Source organism: Phreatobacter sp. GW821-FHT04C01 (assembly GCF_059420385.1).
Genome location: NZ_JBWKTP010000004.1, coordinates 398,510 through 414,055 on the forward strand (window position 1 = coordinate 398,510; position 15,546 = coordinate 414,055).

Sequence of the window (15,546 nt, forward strand, 5' to 3'; positions counted from 1 at the left end):
GCGCGGCCGGTCTGCGCCGGCTCTTGAAACGTCGTGAAACCTGTGTCCGTGGGGGCGATCGGGGGAGTGTGTTCAGGCGAGGCCCCTGATCCTGGGCATGTCGAGAAAGCGCCACGGGCTGGGCATTTCGCCGACCGGCACTTCGATCAAGGCCGGCTTGCGCCGCTCGGCCGCGGCGGCGACCGCCATGCGCAAGGCGTCCGGTGTGTGAACCCGTATCGCCTCGACGCCGAAGCTGCGGGCCATGGCGACGAAATCGGGATTGGTCAGATCAGTGGCGATGACCCGGTTGCCATGCAGCTCCTTCTGCATGCGCCGGACATTGCCGAAGGCGCCGTCGTTGAAGACCACCGCGACGAGCGGGATGTCGTGGTGCATCGCGGTCGCCAGTTCCTGGACGTTGAACATGAAGCCACCATCGCCGCTGATCGAGACCACGGCGACGTCGCGCCTGACGTCCTGGACGCCGAGCGCGGTGGCATAACCCCAACCGAGCGTGCCCTGATAACCCGAGGAGATGAAGGTTCGTGGCTTGTGAACCGGATAGGCGACGCGCGCGACATAACCGCACTGGGTCAGCTCATCGACCAGGATGCCGTCGTCGCCGATCGCCTGGCGGATCGCGCGCAGAAACGGCACCTGCGGATCGAGGCTCTCCATCTCGTGCGCCAGCGCGGCCTTCAGCGCGGCGACCTCGTCGGTGCGCGCGGCGCGCTTCGGGGCCTTTCGGTCGAAAGCCTCGACCAGTCTCGGCAAGATGGCCTCGACCCGGCCGAGCAGCGCCACGTCGGGCCTGGCGATGGTGTCGAGCGCCGTCGGATCGACCTCGATCCGGACGATCTTCATCGTGGCGTCGGTGCCCCAGTTGCCGAGTTGCATCTGCGCCCGCGAACCGATGACGAGCACGGCGTCGCAGCTCTGCCAGAGCCGGTGACCGGCCGGCAGCGTGACGCTGAGCGGATGCCGGTCGTCCAGCACGCCGCGTCCCATGCGATAGGCGAGAACCGGTGCCTGCAGGCGCTCGGCCATCAGCCGGACCCATTCGCTCGATCCTTGCGCGCCGCCGCCGACCACGATCAGCGGCCGTTCGGCGGCCGAGAGCAGGGCGACGGCCGCATCCACCAGCCCGTCGTCGATGTCAGCCGGCGCATTGCGCGGCGCCGGCGGGACTGGCGCGAAAGCGCCTTGCGCCGCCAGCACGTCGGGCGGGATTTCCAGGGCGACGGGGCGAGGGCGGTCTTGCGTCAGGGCGGCGATGGCATCCGCCACGTCGCCTGCCGCGCGCGCCGGATCCATCGTGCGGGTCGCCTGTTTGGTCAGGCGCTCGAGGATGCCGAGCTGGTCGGGAATTTCGTGCAGCAGGCCAATGCCGCGGCCGATCGCCCGGCTGGCGATCTGGCCGGTCAGGCACAGCACCGGCGCATTGGTCGAATAGGCGGTGGCCAGCGCCGCGGCGGTGTTCAGGACGCCCGGACCGGGCACCACCGAAAAGACCTGGGGCTTGCCGGTCGCAAGCGCCGCGCCGAGCGCCATATAGGCCGCGCCCTGTTCGTGGCGCGTATGCACGGCGCTGACCGCGCCGCCGGTGTCGTGGACGGCGTTGAAGAACCAGTCGTTCTGGATGCCGGGCACGCAATAGACGCGATCGAGGCCGTGGGCCTGCAGCGTTGCGACGACGGCGCCGGCGCAGGTGGTCGGGGAGGCGGCCATGGCCTTCTCTTTCTGGCGCCGGCAGGGTTCGGCGGTCCCGGCGTATCTTGACTCGCTGGTTCTTGTGTCCGAATACCGGATACGTGAATCGCAGGGCATGCTAAATCTTGACGTTCGTCTGTCAATTAAATCCACTTTCCGGTCTTGATTGCTATGATCGGACATGTCGCCGCAGGAGCTCGGCGGGTGATGGCTGGAATTGGCGATATCCAATTATCGGACATTCAGGATGGCGCCGGACCCGCCGGCGGCCCGGTGGCGCACATGGCTGAAGCCTCGGGCAGCCTGCACCGCTCGGTCATCCTGGTCCGGGCCATCGCACGGGGCGGGGAGGCCGGCGCGGCCCTTGCGGATCTCGTCACCTGGACCGGATTGCCGCGGCCGACGGTTCATCGCGTTCTCGACATGCTGATCGAGACCGGCTGGGTCGAGCGCGACCTGCCGACGCGGCGGTTCTTCCTGGGCCAGGAAATGGTCGCGCTCGGCCTGGTCGCGGCGGCCCGCCACCCGATCGAACGGCTCGCCGCGACCGAGCTGGCGCTGCTTGCCCAGGATATCGGGCAGACCGTCTATCTCAGCGTCCGTGCCGGGCTGGATATCGTCTGCGCGGCGCGCCAGGAGAGCACGGCGCGGATCCAGACGCTGGTGCTGAAGGTCGGCAGCCAGGTTCCGCTCGGCCGCGGGGCCGGCAGCATGGCGATTCTGGCGGCCCTGCCCGAAGCGGAGGCCGAGGTGGTGATCGCGGCCAATCGCGCGCGCTATGCGCTGGAAACCGAGGGCTTCGACGAAGCGGCGTTTCGCCGTGCCCTCGACGAAGCGCGGGTCGCGGGCTTCGCCAGCCACGACAGCCTGTTCAGCCGCGGCATCGGCGGCATCGGCGTCGCGGTGCGCGATGCCACGGCCTATCCCGTGGCCGCGATCAGCACGGCTTTCGTGGCCAACTGGCTCGACGAGGCGCAACGCCGGCGCTGCGTCGCGGAACTCAACGGCGCCGCGCGGCGGATCGGCTCGCGCCTGCTCGAATTGCGCCGTCGGGCGTAAGCCGGGCGCGACCTGGTCTCGCCGTCATGGACCGCCATAGGCGCACCAGCCGCCGTCGACCGGCAAGGTCACGCCGGTGACGAAGGAGGCCGCGGCCGACGCGAGGAAAGCCACGGCCTGGGCGATCTCGTCGGGCTGGCCGAGCCGCCGCATCGGGGTCCGGGTCTCGATGGCGCGCCGATCGATCCGGCTGTCGGCGAACATCTCGAAAGCCATCGGTGCTTCGATATAGCCGGGCGCCACGCAATTCACGCGGATGCCGCGGCCGGCCCATTCACAGGCCAGCGTTCGGGTCAGATGGACGATCGCCGCCTTCGACACGCCATAGGCGTTGGAGCCGGGCAGGCCGACGAGGCCGGCAATGGAGGCGATGCTGACGATGGCGCCTTCGGCCCTGCGCGACAGGATATGCCGGCCGACCGCGCGGCTGACCAGGAAGGTCCCGCGCAGATTGACGTCGATGACGTCCTGCCAGGCGTCGATGTCTTGATCGGTCGTCCTGACCAGCGGCTGGGCGATGCCGGCATTGTTGATCAGCACGTCGATCCGGCCGGCCGCCGCGACGGCGCGGACAACGAGGTCTTCCACCGCCTGCTCCGATCCGATATCGCCGGCAAGCGCCACGGCGCCGCCCGGAACGTCGTGCGCTGCAGCTTCCAGGCGCGCCTCGTCGCGATCACACAGGACAACCCTGGCGCCGCCCGCCGCCAGACGCTGCGCGATCGCCAGGCCGATGCCGCCGGCAGCCCCGGTCACCAGCGCCGTCCGTCCCTCGAAGTCACGCGGCGTCGCGCTCATGAGGCCACCTTGCGGGTGGTGGCGCGTTCCGAACGCTCGCGAAACGCCCGGACGCGCTCGCGGTGGTCGGCACTCGCATTGGTCAGGGCCTCATAGGCGAGCCCGGTGTCCATCATGCTGTGGGCGAGCTGCTTCAGGGCGATATTGACCGTCACCTTGGTCCAGCGGATCGCCTTGACCGAGCCATTGACCAGCCGCTCGGCGAAGGCGTCGACCGTGGCGTCGAGGTCGGCCGCGGCGACCGCGTGGTTGATCAGGCCGATCTCGGCGGCGCGCGGCGCGGCGACCCGGTCGCCGGTGAACAGGAACTCCTTGGCGCGGGCGAAGCCGACGAGCTGCGGCCAGATCACGGCGCCGCCGTCGCCGGCGACCATGCCGACCGAGACATGGGGGTCGGCGAGATAGGCGGTCTCGGCGGCGAAACCGATGTCGCAGAACAGCGCCAGCGTGGCGCCAAGGCCAACGGCCGGACCGTTGATCTTGGCAATGGTCGGCTTCTCGCAATCGAGCAGGGAGAAGACGATGCGTTTCGCCTCGGCGACCGTCGTCTCGAAGTTTTCGGGGTGGTCGATGGCATCCTGCATCCAGTCGATGTCGCCGCCGGCGCAAAAGGCCCGGCCGGCGCCGGTCAGCACCACCACGTCCGATGCCGGGTCATTGCCGGCATCGGCGAAGACCCGCGCCAGCTCCTCGTGCATCACCGCGTCGACGGCATTCAGCGCGGCGGCGCGATCGAGCGTCAGGTGGAGGACACGGCCACGGCGCTCGATCCTGATGGTGCGGTAGTCGGCCTGCTTCATTGGTCGGTTCTCCCAGGGGTCTGTCCCGCCGCGAGCCGGCGCAAGTCCGATTTCAGGACCTTGCCCATCGGGCCGCGCGGCAATGTCTCGGTGAAGGTGATGCGGCGGGGAATCTTGTAGTCGGCCAGCTTGTCGCGGCAGAACGCCTGCAACGCCGCGCCGTCGACGGCCTGGCCCGGCCGGGCGACGACGAAAGCGTGGATGTCCTCGCCGAGCTTTGGGTGGGGAACCGCGATGACCGCGGCTTCCTGGACGGCGGGATGGCGGAACAGCGCCTCTTCGACTTCGAGCGAGCCGATATTGTGGCCGCCGCGGATGATCATGTCCTTCTTGCGGTCGACATGAAAAAGAAAGCCGTCGGTATCGAGATAGCCGATATCGCCGGTCATCAGCCAGCCATCGCGCAGCGCTTTTTCGGTTAGCACCGGCTCGTCGTAATATTCGCGCATGACGCTCGGGCTGCGGATGGCGATTTCGCCGGTCGCGCCGACGGCCATGGCGACACCGTCGTCGTCGACGATACGAACCTCGGTCAGCGGCCAGGGGCGGCCGACGGAAGCGCGCCTGGCCTCGCCATGGTCGCCCTGCATCACCGTGCCGGCCGGCCCGCTCTCGGTCATGCCATAGGTCTGGCGCAGCTCGACATGCGGGAAGGTTTCGGCCAGGCGCCGGATCACCTCGACGGCCATGGATGCGCCGCCATAGTCGAACAGGGTCAGGTGCGACAGGTCGTGGCGGGCGCGGTCATAGCTGTCGAGCAGGAAGATGTAGAAGGCCGGCGCGCCGATATATTTGGTCGTCCGTTCGCGCTCCATCCGGGCGATGATGTCGGTGAGGTCGAAATGCGGGTCGAGCACCGCCTGGGCGCCGGCCCACCAGGCCGGCAGCAGCAGGCAATGCAGGCTGGCGGTGGTGAAGAACGGGAAGAAGCTCTGATAGACGTCGTTTTCGCCGAGGCTCATGGCCTCGGCGAAACCATAAGCCGAGGCGACGCTGCGCGCATGGGTCATCACCGCGCCCTTCGGATGGGCGGTGGTGCCCGACGTGAACAGGATTTCCGAGACGGCGTCGGGCGATACCGGCGGCCAAGGCCCATGTGGGGCAGGGGCCGTAGCCAGGATTCGATGCCAGTCGGCCGGCGCCGATTCCGGCTCGCCGCCGACCGTGACGGACAGCCTGATGCCCGCGAGGCGCGGTGCGAGGCCTTGCAGCAGCGGCCAGAAGTCGCGCATGGCGATCAGGCCAACGCAGCGGGCCTTGTTGACGACATAGACGATTTCGTCTGCGGCGAAGCGGGTGTTGACCGGCACCACGACGGCACCGAGGCGATGCAGGGCGAGCATGGTGACGGCGGCTTCGACGCCAGCCTCGTTGTTCATCATCAGGCCGACATGATCGCCGGCCGCGACGCCGGCATGCCGCAGTCCCGCGGCGAGCCGGTGTGCCCTTGCGACCAGTTGCCCATAGCTCAGGCGCTGCTCGGAACCGTCGATCGAGCGGGCCGTCAGGGCGAGGGCATCCGGGCGTCGCGACGCCTGAGCCTCGACCAGATCGATGATCGACCGACCGACCAGCGCGTCGGGCAGGGCGAAGGCTCCCATGGCCTGTTTCCTCCGTTCGGCGGTCGTTTTCCGCCACCCCGAGGGGGGCGCCGGCCGTTATGGCCGGCGACGGTACGACGCTTCCGATATCAATTTCGATTTTCGATTCGATAGTCAGTTTTGTTGACGTGTCCAGCGGAAAATTCTATGCCGGGGTCAAGCGATCGCACTGACCGATTGCGTGAAGGGGAGGACAGGCCATGCGCTTCTGGAAATTCGCGGCCATTCTGGCTGCCGGGCTTTTCGTGACGGCGAGCCATGCTCAGACGCCGCAGCGGCCGCTGAAGATCGGCGTTCTCACCGATATGACCGGCATTCTGTCGTCGGCGCTGGGGCCGGGCTCGGTCGATGGCGCCCGCATGGCGATCGAGGATTTCGGCGGCCAGATGTTCGGCCGGCCGATCGAGCTGGTGGTCGGCGATCACCAGAACAAGCCCGATATCGGCTCCGGCATCACGCGGCGCTGGTTCGACGAGGACGGCGTCGACGTCATCGTCGATATCGGCAATTCGGCGGTGGCGCTGGCCGTGCGCGAGCTGGTGCAGAGCAAGAACCGCATCGCGCTCTATGTCGGTGCGTCGAGCGCCGACCTGACCGGCAAGGCCTGCTCGCCCAATACCGCGCAATGGAGCCACGACACCTATCTGTTCGCCAATGCCTTGCCGGCCGAGCTGATGCGCCAGGGCAAGAAGAAATGGTTCCTGATCGTCCAGGACTGGGCCTTCGGCCACGCGCTGCAACGCGACGTCACCAAGGTGGTGACCGATGGCGGCGGGCAGGTGCTCGACAGCGTCCGTCATCCGCCTGGCACGCTCGATTATTCGTCGATGCTGCTGCGGGCGCAGGCGTCGGGGGCCGATGTCGTGGCCTTCCTGAGCGCCGGCCAGGATCTCTCCAACATGATCAAGCAGGCGAGCGAATTCGGCCTGGCCGGATCCTCGCAGCAATTGGTGGCGCCGGCTTTCCTGCTGTCGGATGCCCATGGCCTCGGGCCGCAGATGGCGCAGGGCATCGTGTTCTCGACGGTCTGGTACTGGAACCTGAACCCGGAAGCACGGGCCTGGTCGCAGCGCTTCTTCGCGCGCAACAGGTTCATGCCGGCGGAGGCCCATGCCGGCACCTATAGCGCGGTCAGCCATTACCTGAAGGCGGTCAGCGCCGCGGGCACCAACCGGCATGACCTGGTCATGGCGCGGATGCACGAGATGCCGGTGAACGACTTCTACACGCGCGACGCGCGGCTGCGTGCCGATGGCCGCCTGATGCGGCCCGCCTATCTCGCCCAGATGAAGACGCCGGCCCAGTCGCGCGAGCCCTGGGACTACTACACGATCCTGTCGGAAGTGCCGCCCGAGCGGGCGTTCCGGCCGGAGAGCGAGCAGGCCTGCGCTCTGCCGGCCCGGTAAAATCGGCGCATGCCGGTCGGGTCAAAAAGCCGGCCGGCATGCTAGAACGCCTCGGCCGGGCCGGCGAGGGCGCGGCCTCGGGGCAGGGAATGCAAGCCTATGGCGACGAAGGACGATCCGCAGCGCGACAACGGCGAAACGGCGACGGCCATGCCGGCCATACGGGCGCCGAAGCGCAAGCTGACGCGGGTCGAAAAGTCGCAACGCACGCGCCAGGCGATCTGTGACGCGGCCGCGGAAATCATTGGCGAATTCGGCTATGCCGAGGCCTCGATCGCCCGGATCATGGAGCGGGCGGGCCTCGGCCACGGCACGTTTTATGCCTATTTCGACAGCCGGGCCGAGCTGTTCGACCAGCTGCTGCCGATGAAGGGCACCGAGGTGCTCGATTTCCTGCATGACCGGGTCAAGGGCGCGGCGAATTTCGTCGAGATGGAAACCAAGGGCTTTCTCGGCTTCCTGGAATTCGCCCAGACCCATCCGTGGTTCTTCCGGCTCTTGCACGAGGCGGAAGTGGCGGCGCCGGCCGGTTACCGTCAGCATATCGACAATATCATGGTGCGGTTCCGGCGCTCGCTGAAGCGAAGCTGGGACCTCGGCGAGCTGCCCGGTTATGGCGAGCAGGAGCTGGACACGCTGGCCTATTTGCTGATTTCGGCGCGCGACTACGTCTATTCGCAACATGTCGCGCGCAGCCCCGACAGGGCCTCGGCGCTGCAGGACGCGGTGGAGACCTATCGAAAGTTCATCTCTTACGGCCTGCGCGGCGCGGCGAGCGATGCCATGGCCGACGCGGCGGGCCGCCCGGCGGCGAAGACGCCCGGCTGAAGGCGGCGCGCTTACGCATCGGGCGCGACCAATCGCGCTCATGGTCGACAATGGCAGCGCCGGGATCGGGTAGGGTGCTGCGACACGGTTGGGGAGGATGGGCCGTGACGCTGATCGATGCCGCGACGCGGAAAAAGCTCGTCGGCCGCTACAGTGCGCCCGACCGGTTCTATCACGGCATGGCCCATGTGGAGGCGCTGCTCGGCCTTGCCGCCGCGCACGTGGCGGCGCTCGCCGACCGCGAGGCGGTGGACGCCGCAATCTGGTTCCATGACGCGATCTATGACAGCCGCCGTTCGGACAATGAATTGCTGAGCGCGGCGCTGGCGCGCGAGCACCTCCATAGCCTTTGCGAACCCGTCCGCCTCGAACGCATCACCGGGATGATCGAGGCGACGGCGACCCATGTTCCGCCCGATCTCGACACTTCCGGTGCGCGCAGCGACGCCGTGCTGTTCCTGGACATGGACCTGGCGATCCTCGGCGCGCCGCCCGCGGCGTTCGACGCCTATGAACGGGCGACCCGCATGGAATATGGCTGGGTGGACGAAGCCGCCTGGGCGCGCGGCCGGTCGCGCGTGCTGCGCGGCTTTCTGGACCGCGACCGGATTTTCCGCAGCGCCATCTTTCACGACGGCTACGAGCGGCAGGCGCGCGCCAATATCGCGGCGTCACTGGCGCGGCTCGCTGGCGACGACCAGGGCGAGCCATCGTGATCATGCCGGCCTTGGGGACGGTTGGCCTGGCGATGGGACAGGGGCCGAGACGCGATGCCCGTTCCGCTATCCGTGATTCGCATAAGACATATTATGGAACCAAAACATGTCCTCGAAAATGGCTGCCCTGGGCCGCTACTGGGCTCCCGGCGCTGTCTCCGGCTTGCCGCCCGGTCTTGGCGCGCAGCTGAGCGGCTGCTTCTAAGCCGCTCGGATCATTGATCATTGTTCGTCGTCAGAGCTTCTCGACACGCAGCCTGAGCGCATTGCCGATAACGCTGACCGAGGACAGCGCCATGGCCGCCGCCGCGATGATCGGCGACAGCAGGATGCCGAAGACCGGATAAAGCACGCCGGCGGCGACCGGCACGCCGGCGGCGTTGTAGATGAAGGCGAAGACCAGGTTCTGGCGGATATTGGCCATGGTGGCGCGCGACAGCTGGCGCGCCTTGACGATGCCGTTGAGGTCGCCCTTGAGCAGCGTCACGCCGGCGCTCTCGATGGCGACATCGGTGCCGTGGCCCATGGCGATGCCGACATCGGCGGCGGCCAGCGCCGGCGCGTCGTTGACGCCGTCGCCGGCCATGGCGACCACGCGGCCTTCGCGCTTCAGCCGCTCGACCACGGCGCTCTTCTGGTCCGGCAGGACATCGGCTTCGACCTCGGCAATGCCGAGCCGGCGCGCCACGGCCTCGGCCGTGACCCGGTTGTCGCCGGTCAGCATGACGATGCGCAGGCCGGCATCCCCTAGGCCTTTCAAGGCCTCCGGCGTCGTCGGCTTGACCGGATCGGCAATGGCGATGGTGCCGGCGATCCGGCCGCCGACGCCGATGAAGATGGCGGTGGCGCCATCGCCGCGCAGGCTGTCGGCGGCGGCCGAAGCCGGCCCGAGATCGACGCCTTCGGCGGCCAGGAAGGCGGCATTGCCGATCACAACGGCGCGTCCCTCGACGATGCCCTTGGCGCCTTTGCCGGTCGGGGAATCGAAGTCGCTAACCGGGGGCAGGGCAAGGCCCCTGCCCTCGGCCGCCTTGACGATGGCGAGCGCCAGCGGGTGTTCGGAGGCGCGTTCGACGGCCGCCGCGAAGCGTAGGACATCGGCCTCGCTGAAGCCCTCGGCCGGCACGATGGCGGTCACCGCCGGCTTGCCCTCGGTGAGCGTGCCGGTCTTGTCGACGACCAGGGTGTCGACCTTCTCGAGCCGCTCCAGCGCCTCGGCGTTCTTGATCAGGATGCCGAGGCCTGCGCCGCGGCCGACGCCGACCATGATCGACATGGGCGTGGCGAGGCCGAGCGCACAGGGACAGGCGATGATCAGCACGGCAACGGCTGCCACCAGGCCATAAGCCAGGCGCGGTTCCGGACCGACCAGGGCCCAGGCGGCGAAGGCCATGACGGCGATCGCGATCACCAGCGGCACGAACCAGCCGGCGACGGTGTCGGCGAGCCGCTGGATCGGCGCGCGCGAGCGCTGGGCCTCGGCCACCATCTGGACGATGCGCGCCAGCATGGTGTCGCGGCCGATCTTTTCGGCCGTGATGACGAGGCCACCGGACTGGTTGAGCGTGCCGCCGATGACGGTCGCGCCTTCGCCCTTGGTGACCGGCATGGATTCGCCCGTCACCATGGATTCGTCGATGGCCGAACGGCCTTCGGTGACCCGGCCGTCGACCGGCACCTTCTCGCCCGGACGGACACGCAAGCGGTCGCCGACGGCCACCAGGTCGAGCGAGATTTCCTCCTCGCCACCGTCGGCGCCAATGCGGCGCGCGGTCCTGGGGGCGAGATTGAGCAGCGCCTTGATCGCCCCCGATGTCTGGTCGCGGGCCCGCAGCTCCAGCACCTGGCCGAGCAGGACCAGGACCGTGATCACCGCCGCGGCCTCGAAATAGACCGCCACGGTGCCGTCGGCGGCGCGGAAGGCCGCCGGAAACAGGCCGGGCGCCAGCGCCGCGACCATGCTGTAGAGCCAGGCGACGCCGGTGCCCATGGCGATCAGCGTGAACATGTTGAGATTGCGGGTGACCAGCGACTGCCAGCCACGCACGAAGAACGGCCAGCCGGCCCAGAGCACGACCGGCGTCGCCAGCACGAGCTGGATCCAGACCGAGGTGGTCGGCGGCACGAGGTGGTGCAGCGCCGGCACCAGATGACTGCCCATTTCCAGGACGAAGACCGGCAAGGCCAGCGCCAGGCCGATCCAGAAGCGCCTGGTCATGTCGGCGAGTTCGGGATTGGGGCCGCTATCGGCGGTGACGACGGCGGGCTCCAGGGCCATGCCGCAGATCGGGCAGGATCCCGGGCCGATCTGGCGGATCTCCGGATGCATCGGGCAGGTAAAGACGGTGCCTTCCGGCACCGGTTCCGCCGCGACGGCCTTGCCGGCGGCGAGATAGCGCTGGGGATCGGCCACGAATTTGGTGCGGCAGCCGGCCGAACAGAAGTGATGGGTCGCGCCGGCATGGTCGGCGCGGTGCTTGGAGGTCGCGGGATCGACATCCATGCCGCAAACCGGGTCCTTCACCAGATGGGCGGTGTTCGGAGCGGCCTTCTGGCCGTGGTGTGCATGGTCATGATGCGCATGGTCTTGATGTGCATCGTCTTGGGCGGCGTGGTCGTTATGCGCGTGACCATGGGCTGCATGAGCCTGGTCATCCGGCTTGCCGCCGCAGCAGCTGCCTTTGTCCTGATGGCCGTGATGGTCATGCGCCGCCATGCCGCCGCCCTTTCCATATGCTACCCTTGGGGGGTATATGTCGACTTGTCCTATATACCCGTATGGGGTATATGGCAACCATGCAGAGCGACACCAAGACTTCCTGCCAGCAGCGGCTCAACCGGATCGAAGGCCAGGTGCGCGGCATTGCCCGCATGGTCGACGAGGACCGCTACTGCATCGATATCATCACCCAGATCTCGGCGGTGCGCGCCGCGCTGAAGCGGGTCGAGGAAGAGGTGCTGAAGGATCATGTCGGCCATTGCGTCGAGCATGCCATCGCGTCCGGCGACAAGGACGAGCAGCGGCGCAAGGTGGCCGAGCTGATCGACGTGTTCCGGCGGCTGCAGGCTTAGGACTGAGATGGCGAGCCGGGGGCTTCCGGGTCTCGCGGCGGCGTAGGGCGTGCTTCCGGCCTGACAAGGCAGCCGCTATCCCGACCTGTCCCCGGCGGAGAGCGAAGGGACGCATCTCTGCAATGGGCCTGGGCTGGTCGCGCTTGGAGAGCTCGCACCGGAACCACTACTCCTCACCTCTCTCCGGCGGGGAGAGCTCGGTGCGCAGCGCCGGGAGAGGGGGGGGTGTAGCTTCAGAACAACGCTTTGGGCGCTTCGCATGGAGCTTCGTCGGCGAGCGCCTCGCCCCCTCTCCCGACCACTCGCTACGCTCGCGGTCGACCTCTCCCCGCCGGGGAGAGGTGTGGGCCATGGTTCTGGAGTAAGACGCCGAACGACGGGCAGACGTCGCGCAAGCAACTGCCCCCGGCCCTATTCCACCGTGACGATCATGCCGTCATAGGCCGGAACCACTCCCTCAGGCAGGCGGGCGGCGAGTGCCTGGTAGTCGAGATCCGAATGAAGATTGGTCAGGATCGTGCGGGCGGGCTTGAACCGCGCGACCAGTCCGAGCGCCTCGTCGACGGTCAGATGGGTCGGGTGGCGGGTGAACCGAAGTGCGTCAAGGATGAGCAGATCGCAATCCTCGAAATAACTTGAAGATTCATCCAATAATATATTGATATCAGGACAGTACACGGTCTTGTTTAAGCGAAAGCCGAGAGCTTTGTAGGGCGCGCCGTGCATGACCGGGAAAGGCCGGGCCGTGATGGCGCCGCCCGGCCCCTCGATCGTCAGAGGCTGATGTTCGGCCAGCGGATTGAGGTTGATGATCGGCGGATAGTCGCTGCCGGCGGGGGACGCGAAGCAATAGCCGAACCGGGCCTCCAGCGTCGTCCGTGTCGCCGCGTCGGCATAGGCCTCGACGCGGCGGCGCATGGCGAGCGCGAGCGGCCGAAGGTCGTCGATGCCGTGGGTGTGGTCGGCATGGTCGTGGGTGTAGATGACGCCGTCGAGCCGGGTCACCCCGGCCGCGAGCAATTGTTCGCGGATGTCGGGGCCGGTATCGATCAGCACCGTGGTGACACCGCCGGGGCCGGCCGTCTCGACCAGCAGGGCGCAGCGGCGGCGGCGATTGCGCGGATCGGCCGGATCGCAGGCGCCCCACCCCTGCCCGACGCGCGGCACGCCACCCGAGGAGCCGCAGCCGAGAATGGTCAGGGTCAGCGTCATGAAACGTTCCTAGCCGGCCTTGAGGCGCTGACCGCGGTCGGCCTTGGCGAACAGCCGGTAGAAATTGTCGGTCGTCTGGCGCGCCCAGTCGTCCGGCGCGACGCCGCGGGCTTCGGCGACGACCTTGCCGGTCTCGACGACGAAGGACGGCTCATTGGTCTTGCCGCGGTATTTGCCGGGGGCGAGATAGGGCGCGTCGGTCTCGACCAGGATGCGGTCGGCCGGCAACAGCGCCGCGATCCGGCGCAGCTCCGGCGCGCTCTTATAGGTGACGATGCCGGAAAACGAGACGTAGAGGCCGAGCGCGACACCGGTCAGCGCCAGCTGTTCCGAGCCGGTGAAGCAGTGCAGGACGGCCTTGAAGGCTCCCTTCCCCATTTCCTCGGTCAGGATTGCGGCGACCCGGTCGTCGGCCTCGCGGGCATGGATGACCAGCGGCAGGCCGGTCTCGCGCGCCGCGGCGATATGGGTCAGGAAACCCTGTTCCTGGGCCGCGCGCGGCGACATGTCGTAGTGATAGTCGAGGCCGGCCTCGCCGATGGCGACGACCTTGGGATGGGCCGCCAGCGCCACCAGTTCGGCGGCGGTGACATCGAGCTCCTCGTGGGCATTGTGCGGATGGGTGCCGACCGAGCACCAGACGCCGTCATGGGCCTCGGCGATGGCGCGGATCGCCTCGAAACGGCGCACCCGGGTGTTGATGGTCACGACCGCGCCGACGCCGGCCGCCACGGCGCGCTGCAACAGCGCGCCGTGATCGACGGCAAGTTCGGGAAAGTCGAGATGGCAGTGGCTGTCGACCCACATCAGGCCGTCGCCTCGGGCTTTTCGACGTAACGCGGGAACACGCCCTCCGGCGCCGGCAGGCTGGTGCCGGGCACGAGCGCCCGGCCGAGATCGGCGAAGTCGCGCGCATCGGCCGGCACCGCCAGCAGGTCGAGCAGCTTCGGCGCCGCCAGCGGCACCGCCGGCTGGGCCAGGATCGCCACCTTGCGAATGATCTCGGCGGTGACGTAGAGCACCGTCTCCATGCGCGCGAAATCGGTCTTGCGCAGCGCCCAGGGAGCCTGCGCCGCGAAATAGCGGTTGGCCTCGGAGACGACCGCCCAGACGGTTTCGAGATAGCGGTGGATCTGCTGGCTCGCCATGGCCTCGCGCGATGGCGCGAGCATGCCGTCGGCGAGCGCCAGGATCGCCTTGTCCTCGTCGCTCAGGGCGCCGGGCTTCGGCAGCACGCCGTCGCAGTTCTTGGCGATCATCGACAGCGAGCGCTGCGCCAGGTTGCCGAGATCATTGGCGAGATCGGCATTGGTGCGCGCGACGATGGCCTCGTGCGAATAGGAGCCGTCATTGCCGAAGGCGACTTCACGCAGCAGGAAATAGCGCATGGCGTCGACGCCATAGGCTTCCGCCATGGCGAAGGGATCGACGACATTGCCCAGGGATTTCGACATCTTCTCGCCGCGGTTGAACAGGAAGCCGTGGCCATAGACGCGTTTCGGCAGGGCAATGCCCGCCGACATCAGGAAAGCCGGCCAATAGACCGCGTGGAAGCGCACGATGTCCTTGCCGATGACATGCAGGTCGGCGGGCCAGCGCGCCCATTCCGGACTGGCCGTGTCGGGATAGCCGACTGCGGTGATGTAATTGGTCAGGGCGTCGACCCAGACATACATCACATGGCCGTCGGAGCCGGGCACGGGCACGCCCCAGTCGAAGGTGGTGCGCGAGACCGAGAGGTCGCTCAGGCCGCCTTTGACGAAGCTGATCACCTCGTTGAAGCGGGTGTCCGGGCCGACGAAATCGGGATGGGCCTGGTAATGCTCCAGGAGCTTGTCCTGGTATTTGGACAGGCGGAAGAAATAGGTCTCTTCCTTGGTCCATTCCACGGGGGTGCCCTGCCCCCCGACGCGCACGCCGTCAGGCCCGACCGAGGTTTCGTCCTCGCCGTAATAGGCCTCGTCTCGAACCGAGTACCAGCCCTCGTAGCCGCCGAGATAGATGTCGCCCGAGGCGACCATGGCCTCCCAGATCGCCTGGCTGGCGCGGTAGTGGCGCGGCTCGGTGGTGCGGATGAAATCGTCGTTGGAGATCGCCAGCGCCTTGGCCATGGCGCGGAACGCCTCGGCGTTGCGGTCGGCGAGGTCGCGCACCGCCATGCCCTCGCGCGCCGCGGTCTGCACCATCTTCAGGCCGTGCTCGTCGGTGCCGGTCAGGAAGAACACGTCATGGCCGTCATGGCGCATGAAGCGGGCGATCGCGTCCGTCGCAATGACCTCGTAGGCATGGCCGATATGGGGCACGCCGTTGGGATAGGAGATAGCTGTCGTGACGTAGAAGCGCGGCTTCGCCATGATGATCG

At 67.9% G+C, this 15,546-nt stretch carries 13 protein-coding genes; 5 read left to right on the forward strand and 8 right to left on the reverse strand.

From position 1 onward, the window contains the following. Positions 1 to 72 precede the first annotated feature (72 nt). Complete coding sequence (locus AC07WJ_RS17745; protein WP_494935944.1) at positions 73 to 1,710, reverse strand: thiamine pyrophosphate-dependent enzyme; 1,638 nt, start codon at positions 1,708 to 1,710, stop codon at positions 73 to 75. Positions 1,711 to 1,974: 264 nt separating this feature from the next. On the opposite strand from AC07WJ_RS17745, the gene AC07WJ_RS17750 reads away from it, so the two are divergent. Further along, positions 1,975 to 2,751: an IclR family transcriptional regulator gene (locus AC07WJ_RS17750; RefSeq protein ID WP_494935945.1), complete on the forward strand. Its 777-nt coding sequence runs from the start codon at positions 1,975 to 1,977 to the stop codon at positions 2,749 to 2,751. A 24-nt stretch (positions 2,752 to 2,775) separates the two neighbouring features. Here the strand turns inward: AC07WJ_RS17750 and AC07WJ_RS17755 are convergent, their stop codons facing one another. The 3 genes from AC07WJ_RS17755 to AC07WJ_RS17765 are packed head-to-tail and all read right to left on the reverse strand — an operon-like array spanning position 2,776 to position 5,950. Then, positions 2,776 to 3,549, reverse strand: coding sequence for an SDR family NAD(P)-dependent oxidoreductase (locus AC07WJ_RS17755; RefSeq protein ID WP_494935946.1), 774 nt, complete (start codon positions 3,547 to 3,549; stop codon positions 2,776 to 2,778). After that, entirely contained in the window at positions 3,546 to 4,349 is an 804-nt protein-coding gene (locus tag AC07WJ_RS17760) for an enoyl-CoA hydratase/isomerase family protein (protein WP_494935947.1), read from the reverse strand. Before AC07WJ_RS17760 ends, AC07WJ_RS17755 begins: the two co-directional genes overlap by 4 nt. Further along, positions 4,346 to 5,950 carry a class I adenylate-forming enzyme family protein gene (locus AC07WJ_RS17765; RefSeq protein WP_494935948.1) on the reverse strand — a complete coding sequence of 535 codons (1,605 nt, stop codon included), beginning with the start codon at positions 5,948 to 5,950 and terminating at the stop codon, positions 4,346 to 4,348. Before AC07WJ_RS17765 ends, AC07WJ_RS17760 begins: the two co-directional genes overlap by 4 nt. Before the next feature lie 200 nt (positions 5,951 to 6,150). Here AC07WJ_RS17765 and AC07WJ_RS17770 point away from each other — a divergent pair, with 200 nt between their 5' ends. The 3 genes from AC07WJ_RS17770 to AC07WJ_RS17780 all read left to right on the forward strand — a co-directional run bounded on the left by AC07WJ_RS17770 (position 6,151) and on the right by AC07WJ_RS17780 (position 8,900). Beyond that, positions 6,151 to 7,356 carry an ABC transporter substrate-binding protein gene (locus tag AC07WJ_RS17770; RefSeq protein ID WP_494935949.1) on the forward strand — a complete coding sequence of 402 codons (1,206 nt, stop codon included), beginning with the start codon at positions 6,151 to 6,153 and terminating at the stop codon, positions 7,354 to 7,356. Between the two features lie 99 nt (positions 7,357 to 7,455). After that, entirely contained in the window at positions 7,456 to 8,184 is a 729-nt protein-coding gene (locus tag AC07WJ_RS17775) for a TetR/AcrR family transcriptional regulator (RefSeq protein WP_494935950.1), read from the forward strand. Positions 8,185 to 8,288: 104 nt separating this feature from the next. Further along, entirely contained in the window at positions 8,289 to 8,900 is a 612-nt protein-coding gene (locus AC07WJ_RS17780) for an HD domain-containing protein (protein ID WP_494935951.1), read from the forward strand. 235 nt (positions 8,901 to 9,135) lie between these two features. Here the strand turns inward: AC07WJ_RS17780 and AC07WJ_RS17785 are convergent, their stop codons facing one another. Next, positions 9,136 to 11,616, reverse strand: a complete 2,481-nt coding sequence (locus AC07WJ_RS17785) for a heavy metal translocating P-type ATPase (protein ID WP_494935952.1) — start codon at positions 11,614 to 11,616, stop codon at positions 9,136 to 9,138. Positions 11,617 to 11,696: 80 nt separating this feature from the next. Between AC07WJ_RS17785 and AC07WJ_RS17790 the strand changes: the two genes are divergently transcribed. Next, positions 11,697 to 11,972: a metal-sensitive transcriptional regulator gene (locus tag AC07WJ_RS17790; protein ID WP_494935953.1), complete on the forward strand. Its 276-nt coding sequence runs from the start codon at positions 11,697 to 11,699 to the stop codon at positions 11,970 to 11,972. A gap of 411 nt (positions 11,973 to 12,383) precedes the next feature. Here AC07WJ_RS17790 and AC07WJ_RS17795 read toward each other — a convergent pair whose 3' ends face one another. Genes AC07WJ_RS17795 through metG form a run of 3 tightly spaced genes read right to left on the reverse strand, consistent with a single transcriptional unit; the run spans position 12,384 to position 15,538 of the window. Next, positions 12,384 to 13,184, reverse strand: coding sequence for an MBL fold metallo-hydrolase (locus AC07WJ_RS17795; protein WP_494935954.1), 801 nt, complete (start codon positions 13,182 to 13,184; stop codon positions 12,384 to 12,386). A gap of 9 nt (positions 13,185 to 13,193) precedes the next feature. Further along, a complete protein-coding gene (locus AC07WJ_RS17800; protein WP_494935955.1) occupies positions 13,194 to 13,991 on the reverse strand; it encodes a TatD family hydrolase in 798 nt (265 codons plus the stop codon). Then, positions 13,991 to 15,538 (reverse strand): methionine--tRNA ligase, encoded by a 1,548-nt coding sequence (gene metG / locus AC07WJ_RS17805; protein WP_494935956.1) that lies wholly within the window; start codon positions 15,536 to 15,538, stop codon positions 13,991 to 13,993. The genes AC07WJ_RS17800 and metG overlap by 1 nt, the downstream gene beginning before the upstream one ends. Positions 15,539 to 15,546 lie beyond the last annotated feature (8 nt).

Coding starts and splice junctions, on each gene's coding strand:
- AC07WJ_RS17800 (WP_494935955.1), bottom strand. CDS start 13,991: ATGTGGGTCGACAGCCACTGCCATCTCGACTTTCCCGAACTTGCCGTC.
- metG (WP_494935956.1), bottom strand. CDS start 15,538: ATGGCGAAGCCGCGCTTCTACGTCACGACAGCTATCTCCTATCCCAAC.
- AC07WJ_RS17760 (WP_494935947.1), bottom strand. CDS start 4,349: ATGAAGCAGGCCGACTACCGCACCATCAGGATCGAGCGCCGTGGCCGT.
- AC07WJ_RS17770 (WP_494935949.1), top strand. CDS start 6,151: ATGCGCTTCTGGAAATTCGCGGCCATTCTGGCTGCCGGGCTTTTCGTG.
- AC07WJ_RS17755 (WP_494935946.1), bottom strand. CDS start 3,549: ATGAGCGCGACGCCGCGTGACTTCGAGGGACGGACGGCGCTGGTGACC.
- AC07WJ_RS17790 (WP_494935953.1), top strand. CDS start 11,697: ATGCAGAGCGACACCAAGACTTCCTGCCAGCAGCGGCTCAACCGGATC.
- AC07WJ_RS17775 (WP_494935950.1), top strand. CDS start 7,456: ATGGCGACGAAGGACGATCCGCAGCGCGACAACGGCGAAACGGCGACG.
- AC07WJ_RS17785 (WP_494935952.1), bottom strand. CDS start 11,616: ATGGCGGCGCATGACCATCACGGCCATCAGGACAAAGGCAGCTGCTGC.
- AC07WJ_RS17765 (WP_494935948.1), bottom strand. CDS start 5,950: ATGGGAGCCTTCGCCCTGCCCGACGCGCTGGTCGGTCGGTCGATCATC.
- AC07WJ_RS17795 (WP_494935954.1), bottom strand. CDS start 13,184: ATGACGCTGACCCTGACCATTCTCGGCTGCGGCTCCTCGGGTGGCGTG.
- AC07WJ_RS17750 (WP_494935945.1), top strand. CDS start 1,975: ATGGCTGAAGCCTCGGGCAGCCTGCACCGCTCGGTCATCCTGGTCCGG.
- AC07WJ_RS17745 (WP_494935944.1), bottom strand. CDS start 1,710: ATGGCCGCCTCCCCGACCACCTGCGCCGGCGCCGTCGTCGCAACGCTG.